The following is a 25,671-nucleotide window of genomic DNA, read 5'->3' as shown; positions in this document are numbered from 1 at the left end:
GCTCAGATCCCGAAGATCGGCTGCAGCATGCGGCCGATGACGTTTTTGAAGCGCATCTTGCCCTCCATGGCGGCAAGGCAGATGCATTCAACATCCCGGTCGACAACCGGCTGGTGCTCGACGTCGTCGTCCATTTCAGCAAGGTCTCCGGGGCGAAACGTGCCGAACTTGTCGGAGAACGAGCCCGAGACGATGTAGGTGAACTCCGTGCCGACATGCCCGTGATCGGGAAGAGCGCGACCAGGACCGACTTTCAGCAGGATGAGATTGGCGTCCGGGTCCTGCGGAACGCCGACACGGCTCATCTTCATGCCGGGGCCAATCCAGCGCCAGCGCCCGATATCGCAGCCACGCAGGGCGTCCGGCAGACGGATACCCTCGATTTCAACAGGTGTGGGCGGCGACGGCACGACTGCCGAAGCTTCCTCATCGTCATCGAGCATAGCCAGGGTATCGTTCAGCGCCTTTGCCGAAAGCGGGGTGGGGTCCATGTCTTCGAGGATGGCACCACCGACAGCCTCGAAAGTACCAATGCGGGCCCGACAGGCCGGGCAGCTTGCCAAATGCGCCTCGACCACGATGGCCGGACCAGCGGCGAGCGTGCCGGCGGCGAAGCGCATTAGGGTCTCGTCTGTTGCGTGATGGTTGGCGGTCATGATCTGTCTTCCAGCAGCGCGCGCAGGCGGTTCATGGCCAGGCGAGTTCTAGATTTCACGGTGCCGAGAGGGATACCCAGCTCATCGGCGATTTCTGTCTGCGATTTCTCGCTGAAGTAGGAGAGCCGAATGATGGTCTGCTGCTCGGGCGAGAGGGTCTTCAGCGCCTGGCGCACCTGCGCGTCGCGCTCGGCTCCGAGCAATCCGTCCTCGACTGTGTCCGGTGAACCCTCGGGATCGGCCGGCAGCGCCGACGGGTCGCGCTGCCGGCGCAGGTGATCGATGCGAATGTTGCGCGCCACCGTAAAGATCCAGGTCGCGACGCCCGCCCGCCCGGCATCGAAATACGAAGCCTTGCGCCAGACGGTCAGCATCGTCTCCTGCACGAGATCCTCCGCCACAGCGGAAGAAATCGTCCAACGCAGGAAGAACGTCTTCAGTCGCGGGCCGAAATAACGGAAAAGCAGCGCAAAGGCCTGCCGGTCGCGTCCCTGAGCGACCTGCATCATCATTTCGACGAGCGCGTCGGGCGACGGCGTCTGTTGTGTATCCCTTGAACTCACCACGGCAAGCCGCCGGCCTGTCGGCACGCTGGGTTTGCGATCAATCTCAATGGGGCTCGAAACTTCATTCATGCGTCCTTCTACGCGGCGTTCTCCAGAGTGGATCACACCGGACGAATTTGGGTTATGGCGGTGATCCGTCAGAACACCAGGCTCGTAAAGAGTTCTACTAGTTTCTCACGAGTTCGACAGCCGCAGAAGGATTGTCATGCGCCATTTTCCTCAATCCGACCGGCCCCTGAAAATTGCGGTTGTGGGCACGGGCATTGCCGGTCTTTCCGCTGCATGGCTCTTGTCGCAACGCCATGAAATCACGGTTTTCGAGGCGGACAGCCGCGTCGGCGGCCATTCCCACACGGTGGACACGGGGGGCGCACCTGTCGATACCGGCTTCATCGTCTATAACGAGGCGACATACCCCAACTTAACGGCGCTGTTTGCACATCTCGACGTGCCCACGAGGGCATCCGATATGTCTTTCGCCGTCTCGATGGATGGAGGGCAACTCGAATATGCGGGGACCAACCTTGCCGGCCTTTTCGCGCAGCGCAGCAATCTGGCAAGCCCGCGGTTCTGGTCCATGCTGCGCGACCTCGTGCGCTTTTACCGGCAAGCGCCGAGCGGTGTAAGAGATCTCGATCCGTCCGCCAGCCTCAATGACTATCTCGACAGCGCCGGCTTCGGGCGCGCCTTTCGAGAGGACCACCTTTATCCCATGGCCGCTGCGATCTGGTCGACGCCAGCGCTGGAGATCGGCAATTATCCGGCGCTTTCCTTCGTGCGTTTCTGCGAAAATCACGGTCTACTAAAGTTCGTGCGCCGGCCGGTCTGGCGCACGGTCGAGGGTGGCAGCCGCGCCTATGTCGAACGGCTGACAGCTTCTTTCCGTGATCGCATCCGCATCAATGCACCGGTGAAGTCGATCCGCCGGGTGAACGGCGCAATCGAGATTTCTGTCCCGGGTGCTGAGCCGGAATGGTTCGATCATGTCGTGATTGCCGCCCACGCCGACCAGTCACTGGGTATGCTGGCAGATCCGTCGCGACGGGAGGCTGATCTGTTGGGCGTATTCGCTTATGCCGACAACGAAACGGTACTGCACCGGGACGAAAGCCTGATGCCCAGTCGTCGTCGCGTCTGGGCGAGCTGGAACTATCTGGCGACGTCCGGGCGGGATGGTGTGGCTCCTCGAAAGCCTTGCGTCACCTATTGGATGAACAGGCTTCAGGGTATCTCTGACAAGCGTCCGTTCTTCGTAACCCTCAGCCCTCTTCATGCTCCCGCCGAGGACAAGGTTATCTGGCGCGGCCTATATCAACATCCTCTATTCAACGCGGCGACACTTGCAGCGCAGAAGCAGCTTTGGTCCCTTCAAGGCGAAGGCAACACTTGGTTCTGTGGCTCGTATTTCGGTTCCGGATTCCACGAGGACGCCATTCAGGCGGGGCTTGCGGTCGGCGAAAGCCTCGGGGGAGCCAGCAGGCCATGGACCGTCCCCGGGCATTCCGACAGGATTTTTTGCAGCCCGCAAAATGTCTGATTTTGTCGGCCGGACCGGTAGAAAAGAAGCGCGGCATTTATGCCGCGCTCATGCCGCCTTATTTGATTGTCGGTGATGCCTTGCCAAGCTTTACTGATGGTTCGCGTCCCCAGACACGCAATTTGCCGAGTTCGGAAACGAAGCCGGCAATGCCGTCCTCGCCGGGAAGCATGATCACGCCCTCGTCGAGGGCATCAGCGATGCCGGCCTTTTCCAGTAGTTTCACCGCCGACGAGTCGTAACCGATGAACTTGCAGTGTTGGAAGGCGTCGGCAACAAAGTCGCGCGCCGTTGCTTCCATCACGAGGTCGTCGATCGCCTCGGTAGACGTCAGGAGTACCACGGCATCGAACAGGACGGACGGTCCACCGTCAATCATATGATGCGCCTCGACCCATGATCCGTCCGATGCCGTGACGCCGCCGACCTTCGGAGCAATCAGTTCATAGACGGCACTTTCCGTTTCTATCGCCGCCATAATGCCCTTCAGCAGTTCGGCGTCCACGCCGTCCGTGACGAGAATGCCGAGCTTGCGGCCCTCGAAGTGCTTGGGGCCTTTCACGACGATGCTGAGTGCCGGCGACGGCTCCAGATCCTGGCGTGTCGGCACGGCCGCGTCTGCGGGCTTCGGCATCGACTGGAAGCCGAGCTTCTGGGCAACGGTCGCGGCCAGCGTCTCGTCGATATTGAGAAGATGCGAGACCATACGTTCGCGGATAACAGGCGTTTCAACCTTGCTCAGTTCGAAGGTGAGCGCGGCTGCGATATGGCGTTGCTCGGGCGGAGTCTGGCTGATGTAGAACTGCCGGGCCTGGCTGTAGTGGTCGGCAAAGCTCTCGGGACGCAACCGCGCCTTGGTCCCTTGCTCTTCAACGGCGTAGGAGCGATGACCGCGCATCGGGGATTCACGTGGCCCTTTGTTGAAGGAATTCGGCTGGTAGTTCGCCCGACCCACCGGATTTCGCATCGCCATGTGACCATCCTGCTGGAAATGCGCGAACGGACACTTTGGCGCATTGATCGGCAGATGCGTGAAGTTCGGGCTTCCAAGGCGCTTCAGCTGGGTGTCGAGATAAGAGAAATTCCGACCCTGCAGCAGCGGGTCGTTGCTGAAATCGATGCCCGGCGGCACGTTCTGCGTCATGAAGGCGACCTGTTCGGTCTCCGCAAAGAAGTTGTCCGGCATGCGATCCAGCACCAGACGTCCGACCGGCTGCGGCTTGAGGATTTCTTCCGGGATGATCTTCGTCGGGTCGAGTACGTCGAAGTCGAAGCTGTCGGCGAAATCCTGGTCGAACAGCTGAACCTGCAATTCCCATTCCGGGTAGTTGCCGGACTGTATCGCCTGCCAGAGGTCGCGACGGTGAAAATCGGGATCCGCGCCGTTGATCTTGACGGCTTCGTTCCAGGCGACCGATTGCAACCCCAGCTTCGGCTTCCAGTGGAATTTCACGAAGATCGATTCGTTCTTGGCGTTGACGAACCGGAAGGTGTGGACACCGAAGCCTTCCATGAAGCGAAATGACCGCGGAATTGTGCGGTCCGACATGATCCACATGACCATGTTCATGCTTTCCGGAGTCAGGCTGATAAAATCCCAGAACGTGTCGTGGGCGGTCTGCGCCTGCGGAAAGGCCCGATCGGGTTCCTGCTTGGCGGCATGGATCAGGTCGGGGAACTTGATCGCATCCTGGATGAAGAAAACCGGAATGTTATTGCCGACGAGATCCCAGTTGCCTTCCTGGGTATAGAGCTTGACGGCGAAACCCCGGACATCGCGCGCGAGGTCTGCCGAGCCCTTGTTGCCGGCAACCGTGGAGAAGCGGACAAAGGCAGGCGTACGCTCGCCGGGCCGCTGGAAAAGATCGGCTTTGGTATAGGCCGCAAGCGAAGCATAGGTTTCGAAGAAGCCATGCGCGCCATAGCCGCGGGCATGAACGACGCGTTCGGGAATACGCTCGTGGTCGAAGTGGAAGATTTTCTCGCGGAAATGGAAATCGTCGACAACGAGCGGGCCCCTCGGGCCGACCCGCATCGAGTTCTGGTCATCCGCGACCGGCCCGCCCTGCGCGGTCGTCAGAACGGCCGCATCGCCATCATCGGCCGTCTGGTGGAGCTCGCCGCCTTGACCCCGTTGCAGCTTTGCGTCGTGAATCGTGACGGTATCGGTTGTGCTGAGCTGCGATGTAGCCGTTGTTTTCTTGGCCATGGAACTGGCTCCTGTAAACGGATCGATGGGCGCCATGGCCCGGAAGCAAAGAGGCCGCCCTCGAGGGCGGCCTGATTGGAGGTGCTGACGGTCTAGCTGGCTTTTTTCATGGAGCCCTTGGCATTTGCCGAGGATTCTCCGAGAGCGGTCAGCTTTTGGTCGGTGGCGATCTCTTCCTGAAGATTGGCGTCGAGCAGCGGGATGGCGTCCTTCATGCCAAGCTGTTTCGCCCAGGCCTTCAGCGTGCCGTAGCGCGCGATCTCGTAATGCTCGACCGCCTGGGCGGAGGAGATGAGACCGGCGTCGAGGGCAGCTGTGCCCTTGTAGTCTTCCATGATTTCTTCGCCTTCAGCGATGATGCCCTGGATGGCTTCGCAGGTCTTTCCGCGGGCGGATTTGCCGAGAAGTTCGAATACCTGTTCAAGGCGTTCGATCTGGCCCTGCGTTTCATCGCGGTGCTGGAGGAAGCCTGCTTTGCCTTCCTCCGATTGCGCCGCACGCGCCATTTTAGGCAGTGCCTTCAGGATCTGTTTTTCGGCGAAGTAGATGTCCTTGAGCGTATCGAGGAACAGGTCGTTCAATGTTTTTTCTGTAGCCATGATAGAATCCGTTCAATTTGTGAGAGGAATAGGACTTACTGAACCGGGGAGTGGAGACGACGTTCCGCTCGGCGGAAAATAAATCCGTGGGTTGCGGTGCCCCAACCACATCGAGCCTGTGCAACAGACGTGGCTTTGGTTGGTGTAAAGCCGCCCCCCGGGGGGCGGCTTCTCAGTCACTCATCGTGCAACGATCAATGCAGCTTCTTCATCATCGCGCTGGCGTCCGCCAAGGGCGGCAGCGGCAGATGCTATAAATGCACCGACCAGCAAGGACAGGGCGCCGAGCATGGCCGCAGTTGCGGCGGACTTGCGTGCCTCATCAGCCGCCTTAAGGGCGGCGTTCTTTGCATCTTCGATCTGTGTCAGCACCTGATCGACACGGGCACGGGCTTCTTCCGGCGTTATGCCGGCGCGCGCGGCGACGATCGACGAAATATATGCTCTGTCGGCTTCCGGTACGCCATCGCTCACCGCACCCCGCATCAGGATACGCGAGACCTCGGCTGCTGCGGACGCATCGTCCGTTCGAGCGCGGCTGGCTACGTCCTGCGGGCGCAGCAAGATGTCAGTAAAGTAGCCGGTTGCCGCATCGGGGCTGGATGCGTCGCTGTTTGCGGCAGCTGCCGTGCCCGCGACTGTTGCGGTCGCCACTGCGGAGGATGCCGCCTGGGCGCCCGCCCCGGCGAGTGCAGTGAACGCAGAGCCCGCCATACCCAACACAACCACCGTTGCCAGGGCCCAACTCAGAAACCCATGCGCGGTATCGCGAAAAAACACTTCGTCGGTGTGAACATTGGCCCACTTGGTGCGAAGGCGTCCGGTCAGATAGCCGCCCAGTGCCGAAGAAAGCCATTGAACGACGACAAACCAGATCGCGGCCGTAACGCCGACGGTAGCGAACGAGGCGCTGTCGCCTGCCCAGGGCGACACCATCGTCAGACCAACACCTGACCCGAGAAGAAGGAGAATGATCGTGGCGGCTGCGGCTGCGACCGCGCCCCCGATAACCGGACCCCAGGCGAGGGCCGGCCTGCCGGATTCGACACCGACATCGGAAACATCCGAGCTGTAAAGGGACATCGCCGCCTCCTATCGCAGAAAGAGGACGAGCAGAATGACGAGCGGCAGGGGAATACCCAGAAGCCAGAGAAGAATACCACGACCCATTGTTGAGACCTCCTGTAACGCGCAGGCGACGGCCCGCAGCATGGTGGCCCAACTCGCTGTATCGTCCGATGTTCCAAAAACGTCGCAGCAATATGCGCGATGGATATCGATCCCGTCAGGGGTCGCGGCTTCCGGTGTCAGATACCCCCGTGTTCCGGCGCGCCGTGGACCAGTTGGGCGTCGGGTGACTGGACAAGTTTGAGGTAGCGCTCGAACTGGCCCAGGACATCCGCGATGATCTGGTCGCGTTCCATGCCCATGACGTCATAGCCACGACTGCCGCTCGAAAAATAGGTGCGTGCTTCAAAGCGCATTTCCGGTTTCCCGGCCGCCATCGGAGACAGTACCGCGAGCGGATGACTGGCGACGGCGACACCGTAGACGAAGTCACGCACCCCTTCGGATTGGGCGCGGAGGGCGATTGCGCCGTTCTCTCCTTCCTCGATATGGGTCGGACGACCGCGAGCCGAAAGCTCCCTGGCGACTTGCTCCAGCGCTGCGCGCACATGGGTCATGATAAAGGCCCGCACTTCGCCTTCGCGCGGCGCGCGAAGCATGTGCCCGAGGCGTCGCTGCCAGGAGGCCCCGGCGGCTGGGTAGGCGGGGGTGGGGCCACCTGCCGTGCGCCCGGCCCATTGCTGCGCCATGTCGGCGCGCATGCCCGCAAGGAGAGACCACAGCAACGCGAGCATGACGATCACGAAGGGCAGAGCGCTCGCGATCGTGACCGATTGTAGGGCAGACAGCCCCCCGGCAAGCAGTAGTACGGCAGCAACGATGCCTGAAAAGGCGCACCAGAAGACGCGCTGCAGGGTCGTCGTTTCGGTTTCTCCACCGGCAGCGATGGCGTCGACGACCAGCGATCCCGAATCCGCCGAGGTGACAAAAAAGATTGCCACCAGAAGAATGGCGAGGGTCGATGTCACCGCCGTGAACGGAAGATAGGTAAAGAATTCGAAGAGCCCCACCGAAAGATCGCTGACGATCGCCTTTCCAAGCGCCCCGGCGGCCACGCCCTTGTCGATCCAAATGGCGGTGTTGCCGAACACGGTCATCCAGATGAAGGTAAAGCCGGCGGGTATGAAGAGTACGGCGGTAATGAAGCCGCGGACGGTCCGGCCGCGCGAGATGCGGGCGATGAACATGCCGACAAAGGGCGACCAGGAAATCCACCAGGCCCAGTAGAACAGCGTCCAGGCATCGATCCATGGTGTCGGATTATAGGCGTAGATGTTAAACGTGCGAAGCACGAGGCCATCTAGATACAGGCCGAGATTTTGCACGAAGTCGCGCAGAAGTTCGGTCGTCGGGCCGACCATGAGGACGAACACCATCAGAAGGATTGCCACAAGCAGGTTAGCCTCAGAGAGGATACGGACACCCTTGTCGAGCCCCGTGAGGACGGACACCGTCGCGAGGCCTGTGACACAGGCAATGATGAGCAGTTGCACCGCAGGTCCGATCGGCACACCCAGGACGAAGTTGAGGCCGGAATTGATCTGCGTTACGCCGGCACCCATCGACGTGGCGATGCCAAAGATGGTCCCGACAATGGCGAAGATATCGACCACATGGCCGATTGGACCGTTGATGCGCTCCTTCAGCAAGGGATAGAGGCCGGAGCGTATGGTGAGCGGCAGGTTGTAGCGATAGCCGAAATAAGCGAGTGACAATCCGACCAGGGCATAGACGGCCCATGCGTGGATACCCCAATGCAGAAATGTGACGGACATGGCCTCGCGGACGGCAGCGATCGATCCCGGTTCGGCGGTCGGCGGAGCGAGATAATGGGTCATAGGCTCGCCGACGCCGTAAAACATCAGGCCGATCCCCATGCCGGCGGCGAACAGCATTGCGATCCACGACAGGAAGCTGAAGTCGGGTGTGGAATCGTCGGGGCCCAGCTTCAGGTCGCCATACCGACTGAAACACAAGAGCAGCATGGAAGCCAGAATGATCCCGACGGCAAGAAGGTACAGCCAGCCGAAGCCTGCCAGGATCTGGGCCTGAAGGCTTCTGAATATTTCCTCTGCCTGGGATGGAAACAGAATGCCGACGGCCAGGAACAGTCCGATGATCGCGAGCGATCCAAAGAAAACGGGCGGGTTGATGACGAACGGCTTGAACATGATGCTGGCATCCACTGCTTGACGGCCGATGCGCCTGAAGACGCGATCGAACCTGTATCTTGGCAAAGGGAATATAGAACAAAAATCAAGAGGTCGACCAAGAGCGTCGCATGCAGGTGTCGGCCTTGCACTCCGCTGCGCCGGGATGGCCTGACGCGGAGACGGCTCAATGACGCCAGCTCACTTCCGGTGATTATAGGCAGGCTCGTCGGATTGCGGATCGGCTTCGCATGTGCCACCGCCCAGCCATGAGCTGTTGTAGCAGCGCCGCAATGCGTGGTGATCCAACCGTTCAAGCCGGGCTTCCGCGATATCGCGCCACCAGCGCATGTCGAGCGCTGGCCATTGGTCTGGCGGGATCGTGCACACCTGTACGGACGCGTTACCTGTGCACTGGAACGTGAAATCGGACATGCCGTAGCCGACGATTGCCGCCAGCGCGCGGGCGCCGCGTTCATCGGCCGGCGGCAACACCTCCTTTCCCTCTAACTTTCCCCATCGGGCATTTGTCCGCGCCGCTTCACTTTCCGCGGCGTATTCGGCGCGCGGCAACACGCGGATGACCTGCCCACCTGACGAATAGGCATCCTTGAAACCAGCCGTCATCTGCGGGCCCCGATCTTGATTATCGGTACCGATGACCGAGAGCGCCTGTGTGCCAAGTTTCTGATCATCTGGGGTTTCTGCCGGGTTTCGGAAGCGGAAGACGTACTTGCCGTTCTTGGGATATTTCAGCTGTACCTCGGCATAGCGGGAGGTAACCGCAATGCGGTCGGCGGCCTCTCCGTCTGGTGCGCGCAGGTCCTCCGGCGTTACTGGTATCGGATAGATGGTTACAACGCCGCCGTGTTCGAGAAGCGCGCCGCTTACTTCTATCGTGAGGTTTGCGTCTGATGCACCCGCGCAGACGGTGCTGCCCGCTACGAGTGTCGCTGTGAGTACTATGGCGGCCCCATTGGGTGCTTTGTCGAACATATCACGTAGTCTCTCATCAGGGCCGCTCGGCGCATTAGGCGATGGCCCACTCATATAGCGAACCTACCTAGAGCAGGATATGCGACATGGCCACAACCCGGAGGCTCACCTTCGCTTCGTCCCTCGAGCGGCATCGCTGATGGTCATCCTCAATCACATAAGGAAAGTGCTTTGCACTGCACGCACAGTGCGCGCTGCGGCAAGTTGCTGAATCGTTGAATTATTCAGTCATGCCAACGCAGATCTAGCCGAGTTGTCGCGCGGTTTCAGTCAGAATGCTTCGCACATGCGGAATGTAATCCGCTTGACACTTTCTACGGGGCGTGAAAATTTTCGCCTGAAAAATATTTCAAGAAAAGCAAAAATTATCATATCGGAGCGGAGGCATGGCAGCGGGCGGTGGCGGATCCCTCAGGGATGACGAGGCGAGCATGGCAGCCCGTGCCGCATGGCTGCACTATGCGGGCGGTCTGACGCAGGCCGAGGTTGCCAAACGTCTCGGACTTACGTCGCTGAAGGCCCACAGGCTGATTACAAAGGCCAACCAGGACGGGCTGGTTAAGGTCTATATCGATGGTGAAGTCTCCGAATGCGTGGAACTGGAGCAGGCCCTGATCGAGCGCTATCGACTGGACTATTGTGAAGTGGTCCCCGATTTCGATCCGGATGCATTGCCGCTGAAGGCGCTCGGTATCGCGGGCGCACAGTTTCTCAAGCGAGAGATCGAGCGCGGCGGCGACATGCTGATCGGCATGGGACATGGAAGGACCCTTGCTGCCTGCGTCGAATACCTGCCACGCACCACCACGGGCGGCGTGCGCTTCGTCTCGCTGCTGGGGGGGCTGACTCGCAAATTCTCGGCCAACCCGCATGACGTTATCCATCGGCTGGCCGAGCGCACGGGCGCGGAAGCCTATGTCATGCCTGTGCCGTTCTTCGCCAACTCTGTGGAGGATCGCGATATCCTGTTCAGCCAGCGCGGTGTCCGTGACGTTTTCGATCTGGCCGCGAGCGCCGACCTCCTCATGGTCGGTGTCGGTACGGTCGAGCGGGAGGCATCGCTTGTGGCGACCGGTATGATCGAGAAAGTCGAGCTCGAGGAGATCAAGCGCGCGGGAGGCGTCGGCGAGATCCTCGGCCATTTCTTCGACGCCAAGGGAAGGCCGGTAGAGACGGCGCTTTCCGACCGCACCTTTACACTCGGGCGTGACCAACTTCGTGACAGGCGGATGGTGGCGATCTCCGGTGGCAAGATCAAGCTGCCAGCGATGAAGGCGGTTCTGGCCAGCGGGCTGCTCAGCGGCCTCATCACCGACGAGGCGACCGCGGCCGCGCTTGTAGGACACGATAGGTGAGGGAGTTCTGAAAATCGGTCCGGGAGAGGGCGCAGGCCCGCCCCGGTGGGAGGAATACCGGTCTGGGTAGCCGGTAACATGCTTGTCCAAGCAAGAAGTACCCGCAACGGAGGAGAACAAGAATGTATGATAAAGAGAAAGATCTTATCGGCGCATTCATGCGCGGACAGATGGGCCGCCGCGACCTTTTAAAGGGCATCGCGGCCGCCGGCATGACCACGGCGGCTGCCGGAACGCTCTTCAACATGATGGCAACCCGGGCGCTTGCGGCCGATTTCGACTGGAAGGCGCATTCCGGCAAGTCGCTGAAGCTTCTGCTCAACAAGCACCCCTATGCCGATGCCATGATTGCCAACCTGCAGGCGTTCAAGGACCTGACGGGCATCGAGGTCACCTACGACGTTTTTCCGGAAGACGTCTACTTCGACAAGGTGACGGCGGCCCTGTCCTCGGGCTCGTCGGAATATGACGCGTTCATGACCGGCGCCTACATGACCTGGACCTATGGTCCGGCGGGGTGGATTACCGACCTCAAGGAGTGGATCAACGATCCGACGAAGACCAACCCGAACTACAACTGGGGCGACTTTGTCGAGGGCGTGAAAAACTCCTGCGCCTGGAATGGCCAGCCCGGCGGCGCCCTGGGCTCGGAGGACGCCAAGCAGTGGTGCATTCCGTGGGCCTTCGAGCAGAACAACATCACGTATAACCGCGCGATGTTCGACAAGGCTGGCGTCCAGATTCCGAAGAACCTCGACGACATGATCGCGGTTGCCGCGAAGCTCCAGAAGGACGTGCCCGGCATCTATGGCATCGGTCTTCGTGGATCCCGCTCCTGGGCGACGATCCATCCGGGCTTCCTGTCCGGTTATGCGAACTTCAACGAGAAAGATCTCAACGTGGATGCCGATGGCAAGCTGTCGGCTGCCATGAACACGGCCGGCTCAAAGGCCTATCACGAGAAGTTCGTGCAGCTTATCCAGGAAAGCGGCCCGAAGGACTGGTCGACCTATACCTGGTATCAGGTCGGCACGGATCTCGGCGCGGGCGCATCCGCCATGATCTACGACGCCGATTGCCTTGGCTACTTCATGAACGGCGGCGACAACAAGATGGCTGGCGAACTCGGCTATGCCGCCTTCGTAGCTAACCCGGAAGCCACTCAGTCCACGCCGAACATCTGGATTTGGTCGCTCGCCATGTCCAATTTCTCGAAGGACAAGGACGCCACCTGGTACTTCCTGCAATGGGCGTCGGGTCCGGAACACGCGCTCTTCGGCGCGGTGGAGATGGACTTCGTCGATCCGGTCCGTAACTCGATCTGGAAGGACGAGGCGTTCCGCGAGAAGCTCAATAAAAAGTATCCGGGCTATGTGGAAATGTTCGACGCTTCGGCCGCCGGCGCTTCCATCAAGTTCACTCCGCAGCCGCTGTTCTTCGATGTGACGACGGAATGGGCAGCGACGCTGCAGCGCATGGTCGCCAAGCAGGTTCCGGTGGACGAAGGTCTCGACCAACTGGCCGAGAGCATCAATCGGCAGCTCAAGGAAGCCGGTCTCGGCTGAGACCGCGCATTGCTCGCAGGAGCCCGGCGACATGCCGGGCTCCACCACAGGAACATGAAAACCGGTCGGCGCAGAACGAACGCGGGGCTTTTGGCCCGGCGAACAACGACGCGGTGCCGGACCTATTGAACGAGACCTTGTCATGGCTTCCCCGGCAACACCCGAATCCAGGCGCTCCGGCTTCCGGATCAGCAAGAAGGCGCTGCCCTATGTGCTCAGCCTTCCCGCATTGCTGGTCTGCATCGGTATCCTCATTCCGTTCTTCACGGCCGTCGTCTATTCGTTCCAGCGCTACCGACTGTCGCAGCCCTGGGCGCGGCAGTTCAACTGGGGTGAGAACTATCTCAACTTCTTCAGCGATCCCGCTTTCTGGAACACGCTGAAGGTTTCTTTGCTCTATGCCGGCTTCACGGTGGTGCTGGAATTGCTGCTTGGTCTGGGCATCGCGCTTCTCCTGCAGCGCCGGTCTACGGTCAACAATTTCATTTCGATCATGCTTCTCCTGCCGCTGATGATCGCGCCGGCGCTGGCCGCGCTGATGTGGAAGCTGATGACCAACCCGGGTTTTGGTGTCCTGAGCTATCTGGCAAGCCTCGTCGGCTTGCACGATTTCCGCTGGGCGTCCTCGCCGTCTACGGCATTGCTGACGGTCGTACTCGTCGACATCTGGGTCTATACGCCCTTCATCATGATCCTGCTGCTCGCCGGCCTGCGGTCGCTGCCGACCCAGCCCTTCGAGGCTGCCGCGCTCGATGGCGTGCCGCGGCTCTTCGTCTTCTTCCGCATCACTCTGCCGATGCTGACGCCCTATATCCTGACGGCGACGCTGTTCCGCCTGCTCGACAGCATTCAGCAGTTCGACATCATCTACGCGATGACGCAGGGCGGCCCGGGTAACACGCTGACGGTGTTCCAGGTCGAGGCGTATCTGAACTTCTTCCAGTCGACGAATGTCGGGCGCTCGGCAGCCCTGCTCATCATCCTCTGGGCCATCACCTACATCCTCTCCAACATCTTCATCAAAAACTGGCTGCGTCTGCGCGAACGCGCGCGCGGTGAGGCATGAGGCGCTGATCATGGAAACGACTTCCACACTCGAAAAGACGCTGCGCCTCCTTGCGCTCACGCTCGTCGTCATCTTCTTCATGTTCCCGATCTTCTGGATCTTCCTGATGTCGTTCCAGACGAACGAGACGATCCTGCGCATTCCCCCGCAGGTTATCTTCGAACCGACACTGTCGAACTACACGGCACTAATAACCGGCAAGCTGACATCGGCCGCCGGTACGCTCGACATCGCATTCATGAAGAACCTCGGCAATTCCGTCTTCCTGTCGGTGACCTCGGTCGCTTTGGCGCTGGTGCTCGGCGTTCCCGCGGCCTATGCTTTTGCCCGTCACAAGTTCAAGGGGTCGGAAGACATTGCCTTCACGCTCCTGTCCTTCCGTTTCGCGCCGCCGCTTCTCGTTCTGCTGCCGCTGACGCAGTACTTCCAGTGGCTCGGCCTTGCCAACACCTATATCGGCCTCATCTGGGTCTACCAGCTTATCTGCCTGCCGCTGATCCTGTGGATCGTGCGCGGCTATTTCGAGGATATCTCGGCGGACGTGGAATATGCCTATCGCATCGCCGGTCATTCCTGGTTTGCGACCTTCCGCCGGATAGCGCTGCCGCTCGCCGGCCCGGGCATTGCCGCCGCCGGCCTGCTCGCGTTCATCTTCGCCTGGAACAACTTCGTCTTCGCTCTGGTGCTGGCATCCGCCGACAAGCAGCCCGTGACGGTGGGCGCGCTCGCCTTCGTTACCTCTTCGGGCATCCAGTATGGGCAGATCGCCGCCGCGATCGTGCTGTCCGTCACGCCGACGCTCGCACTCGCACTCTATGCCCAGCGCTACCTCGTCGAAGGCCTGTCGCTCGGCGCGGTGAAGGGGTAAGGCCATGACCACGCTTCAACTCGAAAACATCGTCAAGCGCTACAAGAATCACACCGTGCTCGACCACCTGTCGCTTGACGTAAAGGATGGCGAGACGCTTGTACTGTTTGGCCCGTCGGGCGCCGGCAAGTCGGTCCTCCTGCGGCTGATCGCCGGTGTCATCGACGCCGAAGAGGGCCGCATCCTGATCGGCGGCGAGGATATGACCGATGTCGATGCCGAGCATCGCGGCATCGGCATGGCCTTCCAGAACTTCGCGCTCTTCCCGCACATGGACGCCTTCGAGAACATTGCGACGCCGCTCGAGGCGAAGCGCTCCTCGGCGGATACAATCAAGGCCGGCGTCCACCGCGTGGCAAAGCTTCTCAAGATAGACCACGTGTTGACGCACCGGCCAAAGGCGCTCTCCAATGGCCAGAAGCAGCGCACGGCACTGGCCCGGGCGCTTGCCGGCTCGCCGCCGCTGTTGCTGCTCGACGATCCCCTCAGGAACGTCGACGCGAAGCTTCGCTTCGAGATGCGGCTTGAACTGCCGCGTGTTCTGGCCGCGCAGGGAGCGACAGTCGTCTATGTGACCCAGGACTACAAAGAGGCGATGGCGCTCGGCGACCGCATCGCCGTGATGTCGGAAGGCCGGATCCGCCAGATCGGCACGCCCGAGGACATCTACAATGCACCGGCGGATATCGACATTGCCCGCCTCTTCGGCGATCCGACCATCAATCTGCTCGACGTCAAGCCCAACGCGGAGGCGGACGGCGTGTCAGTCTTGCTTTCCGATGTGCGGATCGTGCTACCCGGAATTCCCGCGAACGCTGCTGGCAAGGCCTGCGTGCTCGGGCTCCGTCCCGAAGCGCTAAGCTTCGTGCCGGCGGGAACGCCGGGCGCCATTCCCGTTACGGTCGAGGCGGAAACGCCGCTCAACGAGAAGACCGTGACGCTCGCCCTGACCGTGCGCGGCCGGGAAATCCTCGTGTCGCGGCCGGCGGGAACGCCGGGCCCAGCGTCCGGGTCCGCGCATATTGCGGTCGACGGTGCCAATGCCTTCCTCTTCGACAAGCAGACGGGCGCGCTGATCGCCCGGCATGGCAGCCATACGGGTACGCAGGGAGAAGCGGCATGAGCGGCGCGGGACTTCAGATCAAGGGCGTCGACAAGTTCTATGGGCCGGTCGATCACGGTGTTCACGCCGTCAAGCAGCTGTCGATGGAGATTGCGAAGGGCGAGATCGTCGCATTGCTTGGCTCGTCCGGCTGCGGAAAAACCTCGACTCTGCGTATGATTGCCGGTTTTGAGGCCGTCTCGCGCGGACAGATTTCGCTTGCGGGCCGGGAGGTCCATACCTTCGCACCGGTCAAACGCAACGTCGCGATGGCCTTCGAAGGCTATTCGCTCTATCCACCGCTGACAGTGCGCGAAAACATCGCGTTTGCGCTCAAGGCTTCCAAGCTGCCGCAGAGCCTGGTCGATGAGAAAGTTGCCTATATCGCAAAGCTTCTGGAGATCGAGGATATCCTCGGCCGTTACCCGAGTTCGATCTCTGGCGGCCAGCAGCAACGCGCCTCGCTCGGGCGCGCCCTGATCCGCGATGCCGACCTGCATCTGCTCGATGAACCGATGGGCCAGCTTGAGCCACAGCTGCGTGCCATCCTGCGCGGCCGCATCAAGCATTATATCAAGGAAAAGGGCCTGACTGCCATCCTCGTGACGCATGACCAGACGGAAGCCAATGCGCTGGCGGACCGCATCGCCGTCATGGAGGGCGGGGTGCTGCAGCAGTTCGACACGCCGCAGATGATCAAGGAGCGGCCGGCGAACCTCTTCACCGGCACCTTCGTCGGCGAACCGCCCATGAACGTGTTCGACGCCACCGTCACGGTAAGTGGTGACACGATGGTGTTCGGCCTCAACGAGGGGGTGCGGCTCGAATATGCGGTATCGGATTTCTCTCCTGCCGTTCTTGCCGAGCTGCGCAATCGCAAGAAGGTGTCGCTCGGCATCAGGCCCTATGCGGTTCGGCGCGAGGATGGCGGCGTACCTGCCAGAGTATCGGTCAGCCAGTGGCTCGGAGACCAGACGCATATTGCCGCGGATTTTGCCGGCGGAACGATGGTTCTCGTCGAGCACGACCGCGTGCGTCTTGGTCTGGGCGACATGATCGCGTTGAAGCTAGATCCGCACAACCTGCATGTCTTCGACGGCGAGAGCGGCGTCGCGGTCAGCCACGGCCCGGAGCTTGCCTGACATGCGTGATATCTTGATCGGCATAGATGCCGGGACGTCCGTCATCAAGTCGGTCGCCTTCGATTTGAAGGGCCGACAGATCGCGGCGGCGGCGGTTCCCAACGGCTACGAGACCGTGGGGCGGACGGGGGCGGTCCAGGACATGGCGCGGACCTGGGCGGACACCGCCCGCACGCTTTCGGAGCTTGCGGGCAAGGTCGAAAACCTCGGCGCGCGCGTCGCAGCCATCGCCGTGACCGGGCAGGGGGATGGGACATGGCTCATCGACAAGGCGGGCGATCCCGTCGGCAAGGGATGGCTCTGGCTCGACGCGCGGGCGGGAGACACCGTCTCGCGGCTTCGCCTGGAGGGTGGAGACGCCGAGCGTTTCAGCCATACCGGCTCAGGGCTTGCCGCCTGCCAGCAGGGGTCGCAGATCCGCTGGATGCTGGACGAGGCGCCGGAAATGCTAGAGGGGGCGGTGACAGCCTTCCACTGTAAGGATTGGCTCTATTTCAAGCTGACGGGAATACGCGCGACGGATCCGTCGGAAGCCTGCTTCACCTTCGGAGACTTTCGCAAGCGGGCCTACTCTCAGACGGTGATCGATATCCTCGGCCTGCAGGGACAGGACCACCTCCTGCCCGAAATCGTCGATGGCGCAGTGACACATCACGGCCTGTCGGAAAGCGCAGCTGCGCTGACCGGCCTCGTCGCCGGCACGCCCGTCGTGCTCGGCTATGTCGACGTGGTCTGTACGTCGCTAGGCGCCGGCCTCTATGATCCCGGGACCGATACGGGCTGCTCGATCATCGGTTCGACCGGCATGCACATGCGTCTTGCGACGAGCCCTGACGATGTACGGCTCAACGATGACCTGACCGGCTACACGATGTGCATGCCGATCCCCTGTGTCTACGCGCAGATGCAATCCAACATGGCCGCGACCCTCAATATCGACTGGATACTGTCGGTGGCGGGCGGGCTGCTTAAAGGCATGGGGGTCGAGAAGACGAAGGCGGAACTTCTGGCGCAGATGGAGGTGTGGCTCGCCGAGGCGAACGACCGGCCGCCGATCTTCCATCCCTACATATCGGAAGCCGGTGAGAGGGGGCCGTTCGTCGATGCGGCGGCGCGGGCGTCCTTCATCGGACTCACCGTTTCGAGCGGCTTCCCGGACATGGTGCGCGCCGTCTTTGACGGCCTGGCGCTTGCCTCGCGCGATTGCTACCTCGCCATGGGGCCGTTGCCACAACGCGTGCGGCTGACAGGCGGGGCCGCACGTAGCGCCTCGCTTCGCCGCATCCTCGGCGGTGCGCTGGGCGCCAGCATCCAGACCAGCGAGCGGGAGGAGGCGGGCGCGGCGGGTGCCGCGATGATCGCTGCAGTCTCGCTTGGCCTTTACGGATCGATGGCGGAATGCATTAAGGAATGGGTGACGCCCTGCCAGCGGCCGGCCGAACCCGCCGACCAAAAGCTTTCCCGATATTTCGATTCGGTGTTTCCCGCCTATCGCCATTCGCGTGAGGCGCTTCGGCCAGTCTGGGAGACGATGACCAAAAAACAGGATAAGGTTCAATGACGAAGAAGATAGCCATCGCGGGTGACCGTTTCATGCTCCCGCAGGTCTTTCAGGAAAAGCTCGTGGAAGCCTGTGGCGACGGCCACGACATCAGGCTGCTCGAGCTTCCCTGGCCGGACGTTCCGATGGAGCACGGTTATGAGGTCGCGGGCATGGACGGGCTCAAGGAATATCTGGGCTCAGCCGACCAGATCGTGGATTTTATCGGCGACGCTGAAATCTTCATCACGCAGCTGGCGCCCCTTTCGCATGCCATGTTCGAACGTATGCCTGGTCTAAAGTTCGTCGCCGTCTCCCGCGGTGGCCCTGTTAACATCGACATGAGCGCGGCACGTGAGGCCGGCGTTACGGTTGTCAATACACCCGGCCGCAATTCCAGCGCTGTCGCTGAATTCACCATCGGCGCAATCCTCGCCGAGACGCGACTCATTCGCAGTGGCCACGAGTCGCTTCGAAAGGGGGAATGGCGCGGCGAACTCTACCGCGCGGACGTAACGGGGCGTGAACTCTCCGAGCTGACCGTGGGCGTCATCGGTTACGGCAATATCGGCACGAAGGTCGTGCGGCTGCTCAGGGCCTTTGGAACGAAGGTTCTGGTCTGTGATCCCTATGTCCAGCTCTCCGCCGACGATCATAATGCGGGCGTCGAGCATGTCTCGCTGGACACGCTGCTGTCGCGCGCGGATGTGGTGACGCTGCATCCGCGCGTTTCGGAGGAGACGCGCAACATGATGAACGCGGATGCCTTTGCGCAAATGAAGCCGGGCGCCCTGTTTGTGAATACGGCGCGCGGGCCACTCTGCGACTATGATGCGCTCTATGAGGCGCTGACCAGCGGCCATCTTGGCGGCGCCATGCTGGAGACCTTCGCGGTCGAGCCGGTGCCGGCCGACTGGCCGCTGTTGCAGTTGCCCAATGTCACGCTCACGCCGCATATTGCCGGTGCATCCGTGCGTACCGTGACATATGCTGCCGAGATGGCGGCCGACGAGGTGCGTCGCTATATCGCCGGTCAGCCGCCGGTCAATCCCTGCTGAGGCCTCCCATGACAGAACTTTCCATTCGTCAATCGATCATCGACCATTGCCGCGGCATGAACGCGTCCGGGCTCAATCAGGGCACGTCCGGCAATATCAGCGTGCGCTTCGGCGACCGCATGCTGATCACGCCTTCCGGCATTCCCTACGATACGATGCAGCCAGACATGATTGCGTCGCTTCCACTCGCCGGAAACGGGGACTATGACGGCCCGAAAAAGCCGTCCGTCGAATGGCCGTTTCATCTTGATATCATGAAGGCGAGGCCGGATGTCGGCGCTGTGGTGCACACGCATTCCACCTACGCGACGATCCTTGCCATGGCGGGCAAACCGATCCCGGCATGCCACTACATGATCGCGGCGTTCGGCGGCCCGGACGTCAGGATCGCCGACTATGCCCGGTATGGTACGAAGGCGCTTTCGGACAGTGTCATCCGGGCGATGGAAGGCCGCTCCGCCTGCCTGATGGCGAACCATGGCATGATCGCCACCGGCGCGACGCTGGAAAAGGCGATGTGGGCAGCCGTCGAACTCGAAACGCTTTCAAAGCAGTACTACCATACGCTGCTTATCGGCGGCCCGATGATCCTGCCCGACGAAGAAATCGTGGGCGTGCTTCAGGGCTTCGCCACCTACGGCCTCCAGGACGGCAAGACGGGTGGCAAGGCTGCCTGAGGCGGTTGCCCAAATAGTCAGAACCGCTCGGTGGCCCGGTGCTTATAGAAAGCTCCGGGCCATTTTTCTGTGTCCGGACATTCCCGCTGATGCCTGGATTGAGGTCGCTTCGGTCTGACTTCTTTAGTTTTCTTGTCGTGTAGACAGGGCAACGAACGCGATCTCCTGCACGAAAATCAATTTCGCTAACCGATCCCTCGCGTCGCAGAATTTTGGCTGTTTACGCGTGCGCACTTTTTGTTGTATGTAACACATAACATGAACCGGGCAGGAGGAGGTCACGGTTGGGAGGCACGCGCCAATTACGGATCAAACAGCCGCAATCCATCGCGCAGATGGTGGTGGAGCGACTGCGAGAGGCCATCATCGACGGGCATTTCGGGCTTGGCGAGAATATCTCGGAAGACAAGCTTGCCGAGACGTTCGGGGTGAGCCGGACGCCGATACGCGATGCTCTCCTGCAGCTTCAGCAGTCCGGGCTGGTGATCGTGCGCCCCAAGCGCGGGAGCTTCGTGTTCTCCCCGACTCTTGCGGACGTGGAAATCCTTTGTGAATACCGGTTGATGCTTGAGATGCAGGCATTGCGGCTGTCGATGACGCGCAATCATCGCGAACTCACCGGCACGATACAGTCGGCTGTCGCTGCAATGACCGCGGCACTCGAGGCCGGCGACCAGTTCGCCTATGCCCGCGCCGACGCCGAATTTCATCGGGCCTTCTTCGTTCTTTGCGGTAATCGGCTGATCAGGGATGCCTATGCCGTCGCGGAAGGCCAGCTCGGCGCGATCCGAAGCTCTCTCAGCGTGGCCTATGGCCAGCCCGGCGATCAAAGCTATTCAGAACACAGGCAGATGGCGGATCTGATTGCCGCCAAGGATATCGACGCTCTCGCCGCCATCATGGATGAACATGTCTGGCGAACACTGCGTGTCGCTCGCGATGCGCTGCCCGAGGATGCGGGTAGCAGGAGACCCTAAAATCATGAATGAAGCACAAAACCTACGCCGCCTTCTGGAAGGCGGGCGGATCATTGCTGCGCCGGGTGCTCCCGATAGCCTGAGCGCCCGGCTGGTCCAGCGCGCGGGCTTCGAAGCGGTCTACATGACCGGTTTCGGCGCGACGGCGACGCGGCTGGGAACGCCCGATATCGGTCTTCTTACGCAGACCGAAATGACGGAACACGCGCGCAACATGACGCGCGCCGTCTCGATCCCGGTCATTGCCGATGCCGATACCGGTTATGGCGGTCCGTCGAACATTCACCGCACGGTACGCGAATACGTCCAGGCCGGTGTTGCCGCGATCCACCTGGAAGACCAGGTCGCACCCAAGCGGTGCGGGCAGATGGCCGGTGTAAAGCTGATGGGCCGTGAAGAATCGGCTCTGAGGCTCAAGGCGGCCATATCGGCGCGGGCGAAGGACGACCTCGTCATCATTGGTCGCACGGATGCGCTGCAGGCGGACGGCATCGAAGAGGCGCTCTATCGCGCAAGACTCTATCAGGACGCGGGCGTCGATCTCGTCTTCGTCGACGGCATCAAGAAGATTGCCGATGTCGAGGCCGTTGCTAGGGCGATCGATGGACCAAAGGTCGTTTCCATCGTCGATGGCAACGAAACCACCGCGCTGAAACTGGCCGACCTTCAAGACATGGGATTCAGTGTCGTCTTCTATGCACTCACGGCGCTGCTCAGCGCAACGCGTGCCATGCAAGACGCCCTGACGGAACTACGCGCCACCGGTGCGCCGGAAGGTGGCCCCGCCAAGCACAGCTACGCCGAGTTCTGCGAGATCGTCGATCTCGGCTTCCATCAGCAACTGGATGAAAGTTTCGGACGATGAACGCCGTCGTCCTCGTCACGGGCGGTGCGGCCGGGATTGGCCGCGCCATTGCGGATGCCGTAATCGCCGGCGGCGCGCGCGCGATCCTCTGGGATGTCGATGCGCAGCGGCTCGAAAGAGCGCGCAATGCGCTTGGCGATAGAGTCCGGGTGGAGAACGTTGACGTTTCGGATGCCGCCGCCGTCGACGAAGCGATAGCGCGGATTGGCGACGACTGGGCGCCGACCCATCTCGTCAACAATGCCGGCATCATCGGCCGCCGCATGCCGCTCATCGACATCGACCCTGCGGAGGTCGACCGGGTTCTCGGCATCAATGTGCGCAGCGCTTTCGTGGTGACACGAGCCTTTCTGCGTGCCCGGGCAGAACATCCTGATGCCGCGATCGTCAACCTGTCGTCCATTGCGGCCAGTAATGGCGGGGCGGCCGGAAACGCGGTTTATGCCGCAAGCAAAGGCGCCCTGCAGTCGCTCACTTTCGCGATGGCCCGCGAACTCGCGCCGGCCATTCGCGTCAATGCGCTGGCGCCCGGAATCATCGACACAGACATCCAGAAGGATGTCTTCGCTGACCGCGCCGAGATGGACGCGCGCGTCGCGACCATACCGCTTCATCGTCTCGGCGACGCCGCGGACGTTGCGGAAGCCGCTGCATGGCTGCTGTTCCGCGCTGCATACACCACGGGAGAGGTGGTCACCGTTTCGGGAGGAAGGAAATGATCGACCGTTCGATCAATGTGTTTTTCAAGCTGCTCGAGGTTCTGCTCGTGCTGCTACTCGCCGGCATGACAGTCATGGTGTTCGCCAATGTCGTGCTGCGTTACGTCTTCAGTTCAGGTCTGGATGTTTCCGAAGAGCTGTCGCGCTTCTTCTTCGTCTGGCTTATCTTCATCGGTGGCGTCGTTGCGATGCGCAACCACGCGCATATGGGCTTCGATCTTCTTGTGAGCGCGTCCACACCGAATGTGCGGCGTGTGCTTCTGTTCATCGCCAACGGGCTCATCGTTTTCGTCTGCTGGCTGCTGCTCGACGGCGCCTGGCGGCAATCCGGCGTGACTGCCACGGACCGCTCGCCGGTCACCGGCCTGTCGATGATATTTGTGTTCGGCATCGTGATCCCGTCCGCGATCGGCATCGGCATTATCGCTATCCACCGCATGATCGGCGCGTTTCGGGGCACATATGATCCGTACGCCGTGCCACAAACGACGGACGCTTTGGTGGAGCGCGCGCTATGACGCTTGCAATTTTCCTTGCCACGCTCGGTGGCGCTCTTGCTGTCGGCGTTCCCGTTGCCTTTGCGCTCGTGTTGTGTGCGCTCACGATGGGCATCTATCTCGACCTTTTCGACACACAGATCATCGCCCAGCGCATGGTCGTGGGCGCGAACAGCTTCCCACTGCTGGCCATTCCGTTCTTCCTGCTGGCCGGCGAATTGATGAATGCGGGCGGCATGTCGAAGCGCATCATCGCCTTCGCGAGCTCTTTCCTCGGGCATCGTCGCGGCGGCCTCGGTTTCGTCGCGATCCTTGCCGCCGTCATCATGGCGAGCCTGTCCGGTTCGGCGGCCGCCGACACGGCGGCGTTGATCGCCATGCTTCTGCCAATGATGCGTGCGGCCGGCTATGAACAGGGACGGTCCGTCGGCCTCATGGCAGCCGGCGGGACGATCGCGCCGATCATGCCGCCGTCGATCGCCTATATCATATTCGGTGTGGCGACCAACGTCTCGATCACCCAGCTCTTCCTGGCGGGTATCGTGCCCGGCCTTATGATGGGTGTCGGCATCGCTGTCGCCTGGGCGATCGTCTCTCGCACCGACAATGTCGATGTGATGCCGCGCCAGGGATGGAAAGTCCGCCTTCAGACGCTCGGTGCGGCAGGATGGTCGCTCGGCATGCCGGTCATCATTCTGGGCGGCATCCGATTCGGCATCGTGACGCCGACGGAAGCCGCCGTGGTTGCCGCGGTCTATGCCACCTTCGTCGGTATCTTCGTCCATCGCGAACTGCCCTTGTCGGCGATGTACGAGGCGTTGCGCAACGCTGCGGTCACAACGGCCGTCGTCATGATGCTGGCAGCAGCCGCCCTGACCACCGCCTGGTTCATTGCCGTGGCCGATCTTTCCGGCGTCGTTATGGACCTTGTCGCACCGCTCGCCGACAATCCCAAGCTGCTTCTGGGGGTGATCATGCTGATCATTCTCGTCATCGGCATGGCGCTCGACATGGGCCCGACCATCCTGATCCTGGCGCCGGTGCTTTTGCCGGTCGTCACGGCAGCCGGTATCGACCCCGTCTATTTCGGCGTGCTTTTCGTCATCAACTGCGCGATCGGCCTGATCACGCCGCCAGTGGGTATCGTGATGAGCGTGGCGAGCGGTGTCGCGCGCATCCCGTTGCATCAAGTGATCAAGGGGTCGCTGCCCTTCATCGCCGCGCAGGTCATCGTTCTGTTCCTGCTGGTCATGTTCCCGCAACTCGTTCTCGTCCCGCTGAATTTCCTGCGGTGAGGCTTCTTGGCGGGACAAAATCCTTTGCCCCGCCCCACTTTGGAGGAAAGTGAAAAATGAAACTGAAAATCTTCGCTGCCGCCCTGATGGCTGCCACCATGTTTGCCGGTTCGGCGTCGGCCGAGTTCAACAGCCGCAATATAAAGGTTTCCAATGGAGCGCCGAAGGACCATCCGGTCGCGGCCGGCGTCGACGCGATGTCGGCGTGCCTGGAAGCCGGTTCCGGCGGCAAGATGAAGCTGCGCGGTTTCTACTCGGGCGCGCTGGGCGACGATCTGGACGCAACGCAGTCCGTGCGGTCCGGCTCGCTTGAAATGGTTGTCGCTGGTGCCGACGCGCTTGCGGGCATCGAGCCGGCCATGAACCTGTTCGGCCTGCCCTTCCTCTTCGCTTCGAATGAAGAAGCAGACGCCGTTCTTACCGGCCCCTTCTACGACTATCTGTCCAAGCGTATGCCCGACCACGGGCTGGTGCTTTTGTCGTTCTGGGAAAACGGTTTCCGCAACACCACCAATTCAAAGCACCCGATCGAGAAGATCGAAGATTTCCGCGGACTCAATTTCCGTGTGATGCAGAACAATATCTTCCTCGACACATTCCGCCGTCTCGGCGCCAATCCGGTGCCGATGGCGTTCGGTGAAGTGTTCACTGCGCTCGAGACCGGTGCCGTCGATGGACAGGAAAACCCGCTGCCGCTGATCGAGGCATCGAAGTTCTACGAGGTGCAGAAGTATCTCACCTTGACGCGGCATGCCTATTCACCGACGCCGGTCATGTTCTCCAAGAAGGTGTGGGACAGCTATACGCCGCAGGAACAGGAACTGCTGCAGACCTGTGCCGCGGAGGCACGCACCGCCCAGCTCGAGCGTAGCCGCGCGGCGGCACTCGAGGCTCTCGAAGCCTTGCGCAGTCACGGCGTCGAAGTCGTGGAAACGTTGAGCGACGCCGAGATGACGCGCCTGCGCGAAGCGATCAAACCCGTCTATGAGGCCAACAAGGCGTCGATCGGGGAAGAACCCTACACACTCGTTCAGGACCAGCTTGCCGCGATGCGCGGCCAATAAGCTCGATCCTCCCAACCGACGGCGCGGTCCGCCGCGCCGT

At 61.3% G+C, this 25,671-nt stretch carries 23 protein-coding genes; 16 read left to right on the top strand and 7 right to left on the bottom strand.

Features of this window, described 5'->3' with window-relative positions:
• Nucleotides 1–2 precede the first annotated feature (2 nt).
• On the bottom strand, nt 3–656 hold the full coding sequence (locus tag MNR02_RS18925) for a ChrR family anti-sigma-E factor (protein WP_241949512.1): 654 nt from the start codon (nt 654–656) through the stop codon (nt 3–5).
• Entirely contained in the window at nt 653–1,168 is a 516-nt protein-coding gene (locus MNR02_RS18920; RefSeq protein ID WP_241949511.1) for a sigma-70 family RNA polymerase sigma factor, read from the bottom strand. Before MNR02_RS18920 ends, MNR02_RS18925 begins: the two co-directional genes overlap by 4 nt.
• A 259-nt stretch (nt 1,169–1,427) precedes the next feature.
• Here MNR02_RS18920 and MNR02_RS18915 point away from each other — a divergent pair, with 259 nt between their 5' ends.
• Nucleotides 1,428–2,759: an NAD(P)/FAD-dependent oxidoreductase gene (locus MNR02_RS18915; RefSeq protein WP_241601491.1), complete on the top strand. Its 1,332-nt coding sequence runs from the start codon at nt 1,428–1,430 to the stop codon at nt 2,757–2,759.
• Between the two features lie 58 nt (nt 2,760–2,817).
• Here the strand turns inward: MNR02_RS18915 and catE are convergent, their stop codons facing one another.
• The 5 genes from catE to MNR02_RS18890 all read right to left on the bottom strand — a co-directional run bounded on the left by catE (nt 2,818) and on the right by MNR02_RS18890 (nt 9,841).
• Nucleotides 2,818–4,968: a catalase C gene (gene catE / locus MNR02_RS18910; protein ID WP_241949510.1), complete on the bottom strand. Its 2,151-nt coding sequence runs from the start codon at nt 4,966–4,968 to the stop codon at nt 2,818–2,820.
• A 92-nt stretch (nt 4,969–5,060) separates the two neighbouring features.
• Nucleotides 5,061–5,567, bottom strand: coding sequence for a ferritin-like domain-containing protein (locus tag MNR02_RS18905; RefSeq protein ID WP_241601489.1), 507 nt, complete (start codon nt 5,565–5,567; stop codon nt 5,061–5,063).
• 180 nt (nt 5,568–5,747) lie between these two features.
• Entirely contained in the window at nt 5,748–6,650 is a 903-nt protein-coding gene (locus tag MNR02_RS18900) for a hypothetical protein (protein WP_241949509.1), read from the bottom strand.
• Between the two features lie 224 nt (nt 6,651–6,874).
• A complete protein-coding gene (locus MNR02_RS18895) occupies nt 6,875–8,866 on the bottom strand; it encodes a BCCT family transporter (protein ID WP_241949508.1) in 1,992 nt (663 codons plus the stop codon).
• Between the two features lie 180 nt (nt 8,867–9,046).
• Nucleotides 9,047–9,841, bottom strand: a complete 795-nt coding sequence (locus tag MNR02_RS18890) for a hypothetical protein (RefSeq protein WP_241949507.1) — start codon at nt 9,839–9,841, stop codon at nt 9,047–9,049.
• Between the two features lie 386 nt (nt 9,842–10,227).
• Here MNR02_RS18890 and MNR02_RS18885 point away from each other — a divergent pair, with 386 nt between their 5' ends.
• The 15 genes from MNR02_RS18885 (at nt 10,228) to MNR02_RS18815 (ending at nt 25,631) form a co-directional block, all read left to right on the top strand.
• Entirely contained in the window at nt 10,228–11,196 is a 969-nt protein-coding gene (locus MNR02_RS18885) for a sugar-binding transcriptional regulator (RefSeq protein ID WP_241949506.1), read from the top strand.
• Nucleotides 11,197–11,318: 122 nt separating this feature from the next.
• A complete protein-coding gene (locus tag MNR02_RS18880; protein WP_241949505.1) occupies nt 11,319–12,761 on the top strand; it encodes an extracellular solute-binding protein in 1,443 nt (480 codons plus the stop codon).
• 142 nt (nt 12,762–12,903) lie between these two features.
• Nucleotides 12,904–13,827: a carbohydrate ABC transporter permease gene (locus MNR02_RS18875; RefSeq protein WP_134646633.1), complete on the top strand. Its 924-nt coding sequence runs from the start codon at nt 12,904–12,906 to the stop codon at nt 13,825–13,827.
• 10 nt (nt 13,828–13,837) lie between these two features.
• Nucleotides 13,838–14,695 carry a carbohydrate ABC transporter permease gene (locus MNR02_RS18870; RefSeq protein WP_241601482.1) on the top strand — a complete coding sequence of 286 codons (858 nt, stop codon included), beginning with the start codon at nt 13,838–13,840 and terminating at the stop codon, nt 14,693–14,695.
• Between the two features lie 4 nt (nt 14,696–14,699).
• The gene (locus MNR02_RS18865) at nt 14,700–15,818 is read left to right on the top strand and encodes an ABC transporter ATP-binding protein (protein WP_241949504.1); all 1,119 of its coding nucleotides are present in this window, start codon (nt 14,700–14,702) and stop codon (nt 15,816–15,818) included.
• The gene (locus MNR02_RS18860; protein ID WP_241949503.1) at nt 15,815–16,939 is read left to right on the top strand and encodes an ABC transporter ATP-binding protein; all 1,125 of its coding nucleotides are present in this window, start codon (nt 15,815–15,817) and stop codon (nt 16,937–16,939) included. Before MNR02_RS18865 ends, MNR02_RS18860 begins: the two co-directional genes overlap by 4 nt.
• Nucleotide 16,940: 1 nt before the next feature.
• The gene (locus MNR02_RS18855; RefSeq protein WP_241949502.1) at nt 16,941–18,500 is read left to right on the top strand and encodes an FGGY-family carbohydrate kinase; all 1,560 of its coding nucleotides are present in this window, start codon (nt 16,941–16,943) and stop codon (nt 18,498–18,500) included.
• Nucleotides 18,497–19,537, top strand: coding sequence for a 2-hydroxyacid dehydrogenase (locus MNR02_RS18850; RefSeq protein WP_241949501.1), 1,041 nt, complete (start codon nt 18,497–18,499; stop codon nt 19,535–19,537). The genes MNR02_RS18855 and MNR02_RS18850 overlap by 4 nt, the downstream gene beginning before the upstream one ends.
• Nucleotides 19,538–19,545: 8 nt before the next feature.
• Nucleotides 19,546–20,214 carry a class II aldolase/adducin family protein gene (locus tag MNR02_RS18845; protein ID WP_241601477.1) on the top strand — a complete coding sequence of 223 codons (669 nt, stop codon included), beginning with the start codon at nt 19,546–19,548 and terminating at the stop codon, nt 20,212–20,214.
• Nucleotides 20,215–20,498: 284 nt separating this feature from the next.
• Nucleotides 20,499–21,191 (top strand): GntR family transcriptional regulator, encoded by a 693-nt coding sequence (locus MNR02_RS18840; protein ID WP_241949500.1) that lies wholly within the window; start codon nt 20,499–20,501, stop codon nt 21,189–21,191.
• A gap of 4 nt (nt 21,192–21,195) precedes the next feature.
• Nucleotides 21,196–22,056, top strand: a complete 861-nt coding sequence (locus tag MNR02_RS18835) for an oxaloacetate decarboxylase (protein ID WP_241949499.1) — start codon at nt 21,196–21,198, stop codon at nt 22,054–22,056.
• A complete protein-coding gene (locus MNR02_RS18830) occupies nt 22,053–22,775 on the top strand; it encodes an SDR family NAD(P)-dependent oxidoreductase (protein ID WP_241949498.1) in 723 nt (240 codons plus the stop codon). Before MNR02_RS18835 ends, MNR02_RS18830 begins: the two co-directional genes overlap by 4 nt.
• Complete coding sequence (locus tag MNR02_RS18825; RefSeq protein ID WP_241949497.1) at nt 22,772–23,293, top strand: TRAP transporter small permease; 522 nt, start codon at nt 22,772–22,774, stop codon at nt 23,291–23,293. Before MNR02_RS18830 ends, MNR02_RS18825 begins: the two co-directional genes overlap by 4 nt.
• Nucleotides 23,290–24,567, top strand: coding sequence for a TRAP transporter large permease (locus MNR02_RS18820; protein WP_241601472.1), 1,278 nt, complete (start codon nt 23,290–23,292; stop codon nt 24,565–24,567). Before MNR02_RS18825 ends, MNR02_RS18820 begins: the two co-directional genes overlap by 4 nt.
• Before the next feature lie 56 nt (nt 24,568–24,623).
• Nucleotides 24,624–25,631 carry a DctP family TRAP transporter solute-binding subunit gene (locus tag MNR02_RS18815; protein ID WP_241949496.1) on the top strand — a complete coding sequence of 336 codons (1,008 nt, stop codon included), beginning with the start codon at nt 24,624–24,626 and terminating at the stop codon, nt 25,629–25,631.
• The last annotated feature ends 40 nt before the right edge of the window (nt 25,632–25,671 follow it).

This window comes from Shinella sp. H4-D48 (assembly GCF_022637395.1).
Classification (GTDB): domain Bacteria; phylum Pseudomonadota; class Alphaproteobacteria; order Rhizobiales; family Rhizobiaceae; genus Shinella; species Shinella sedimenti.
This window is presented reverse-complemented; position numbering and strand designations above follow the sequence as displayed.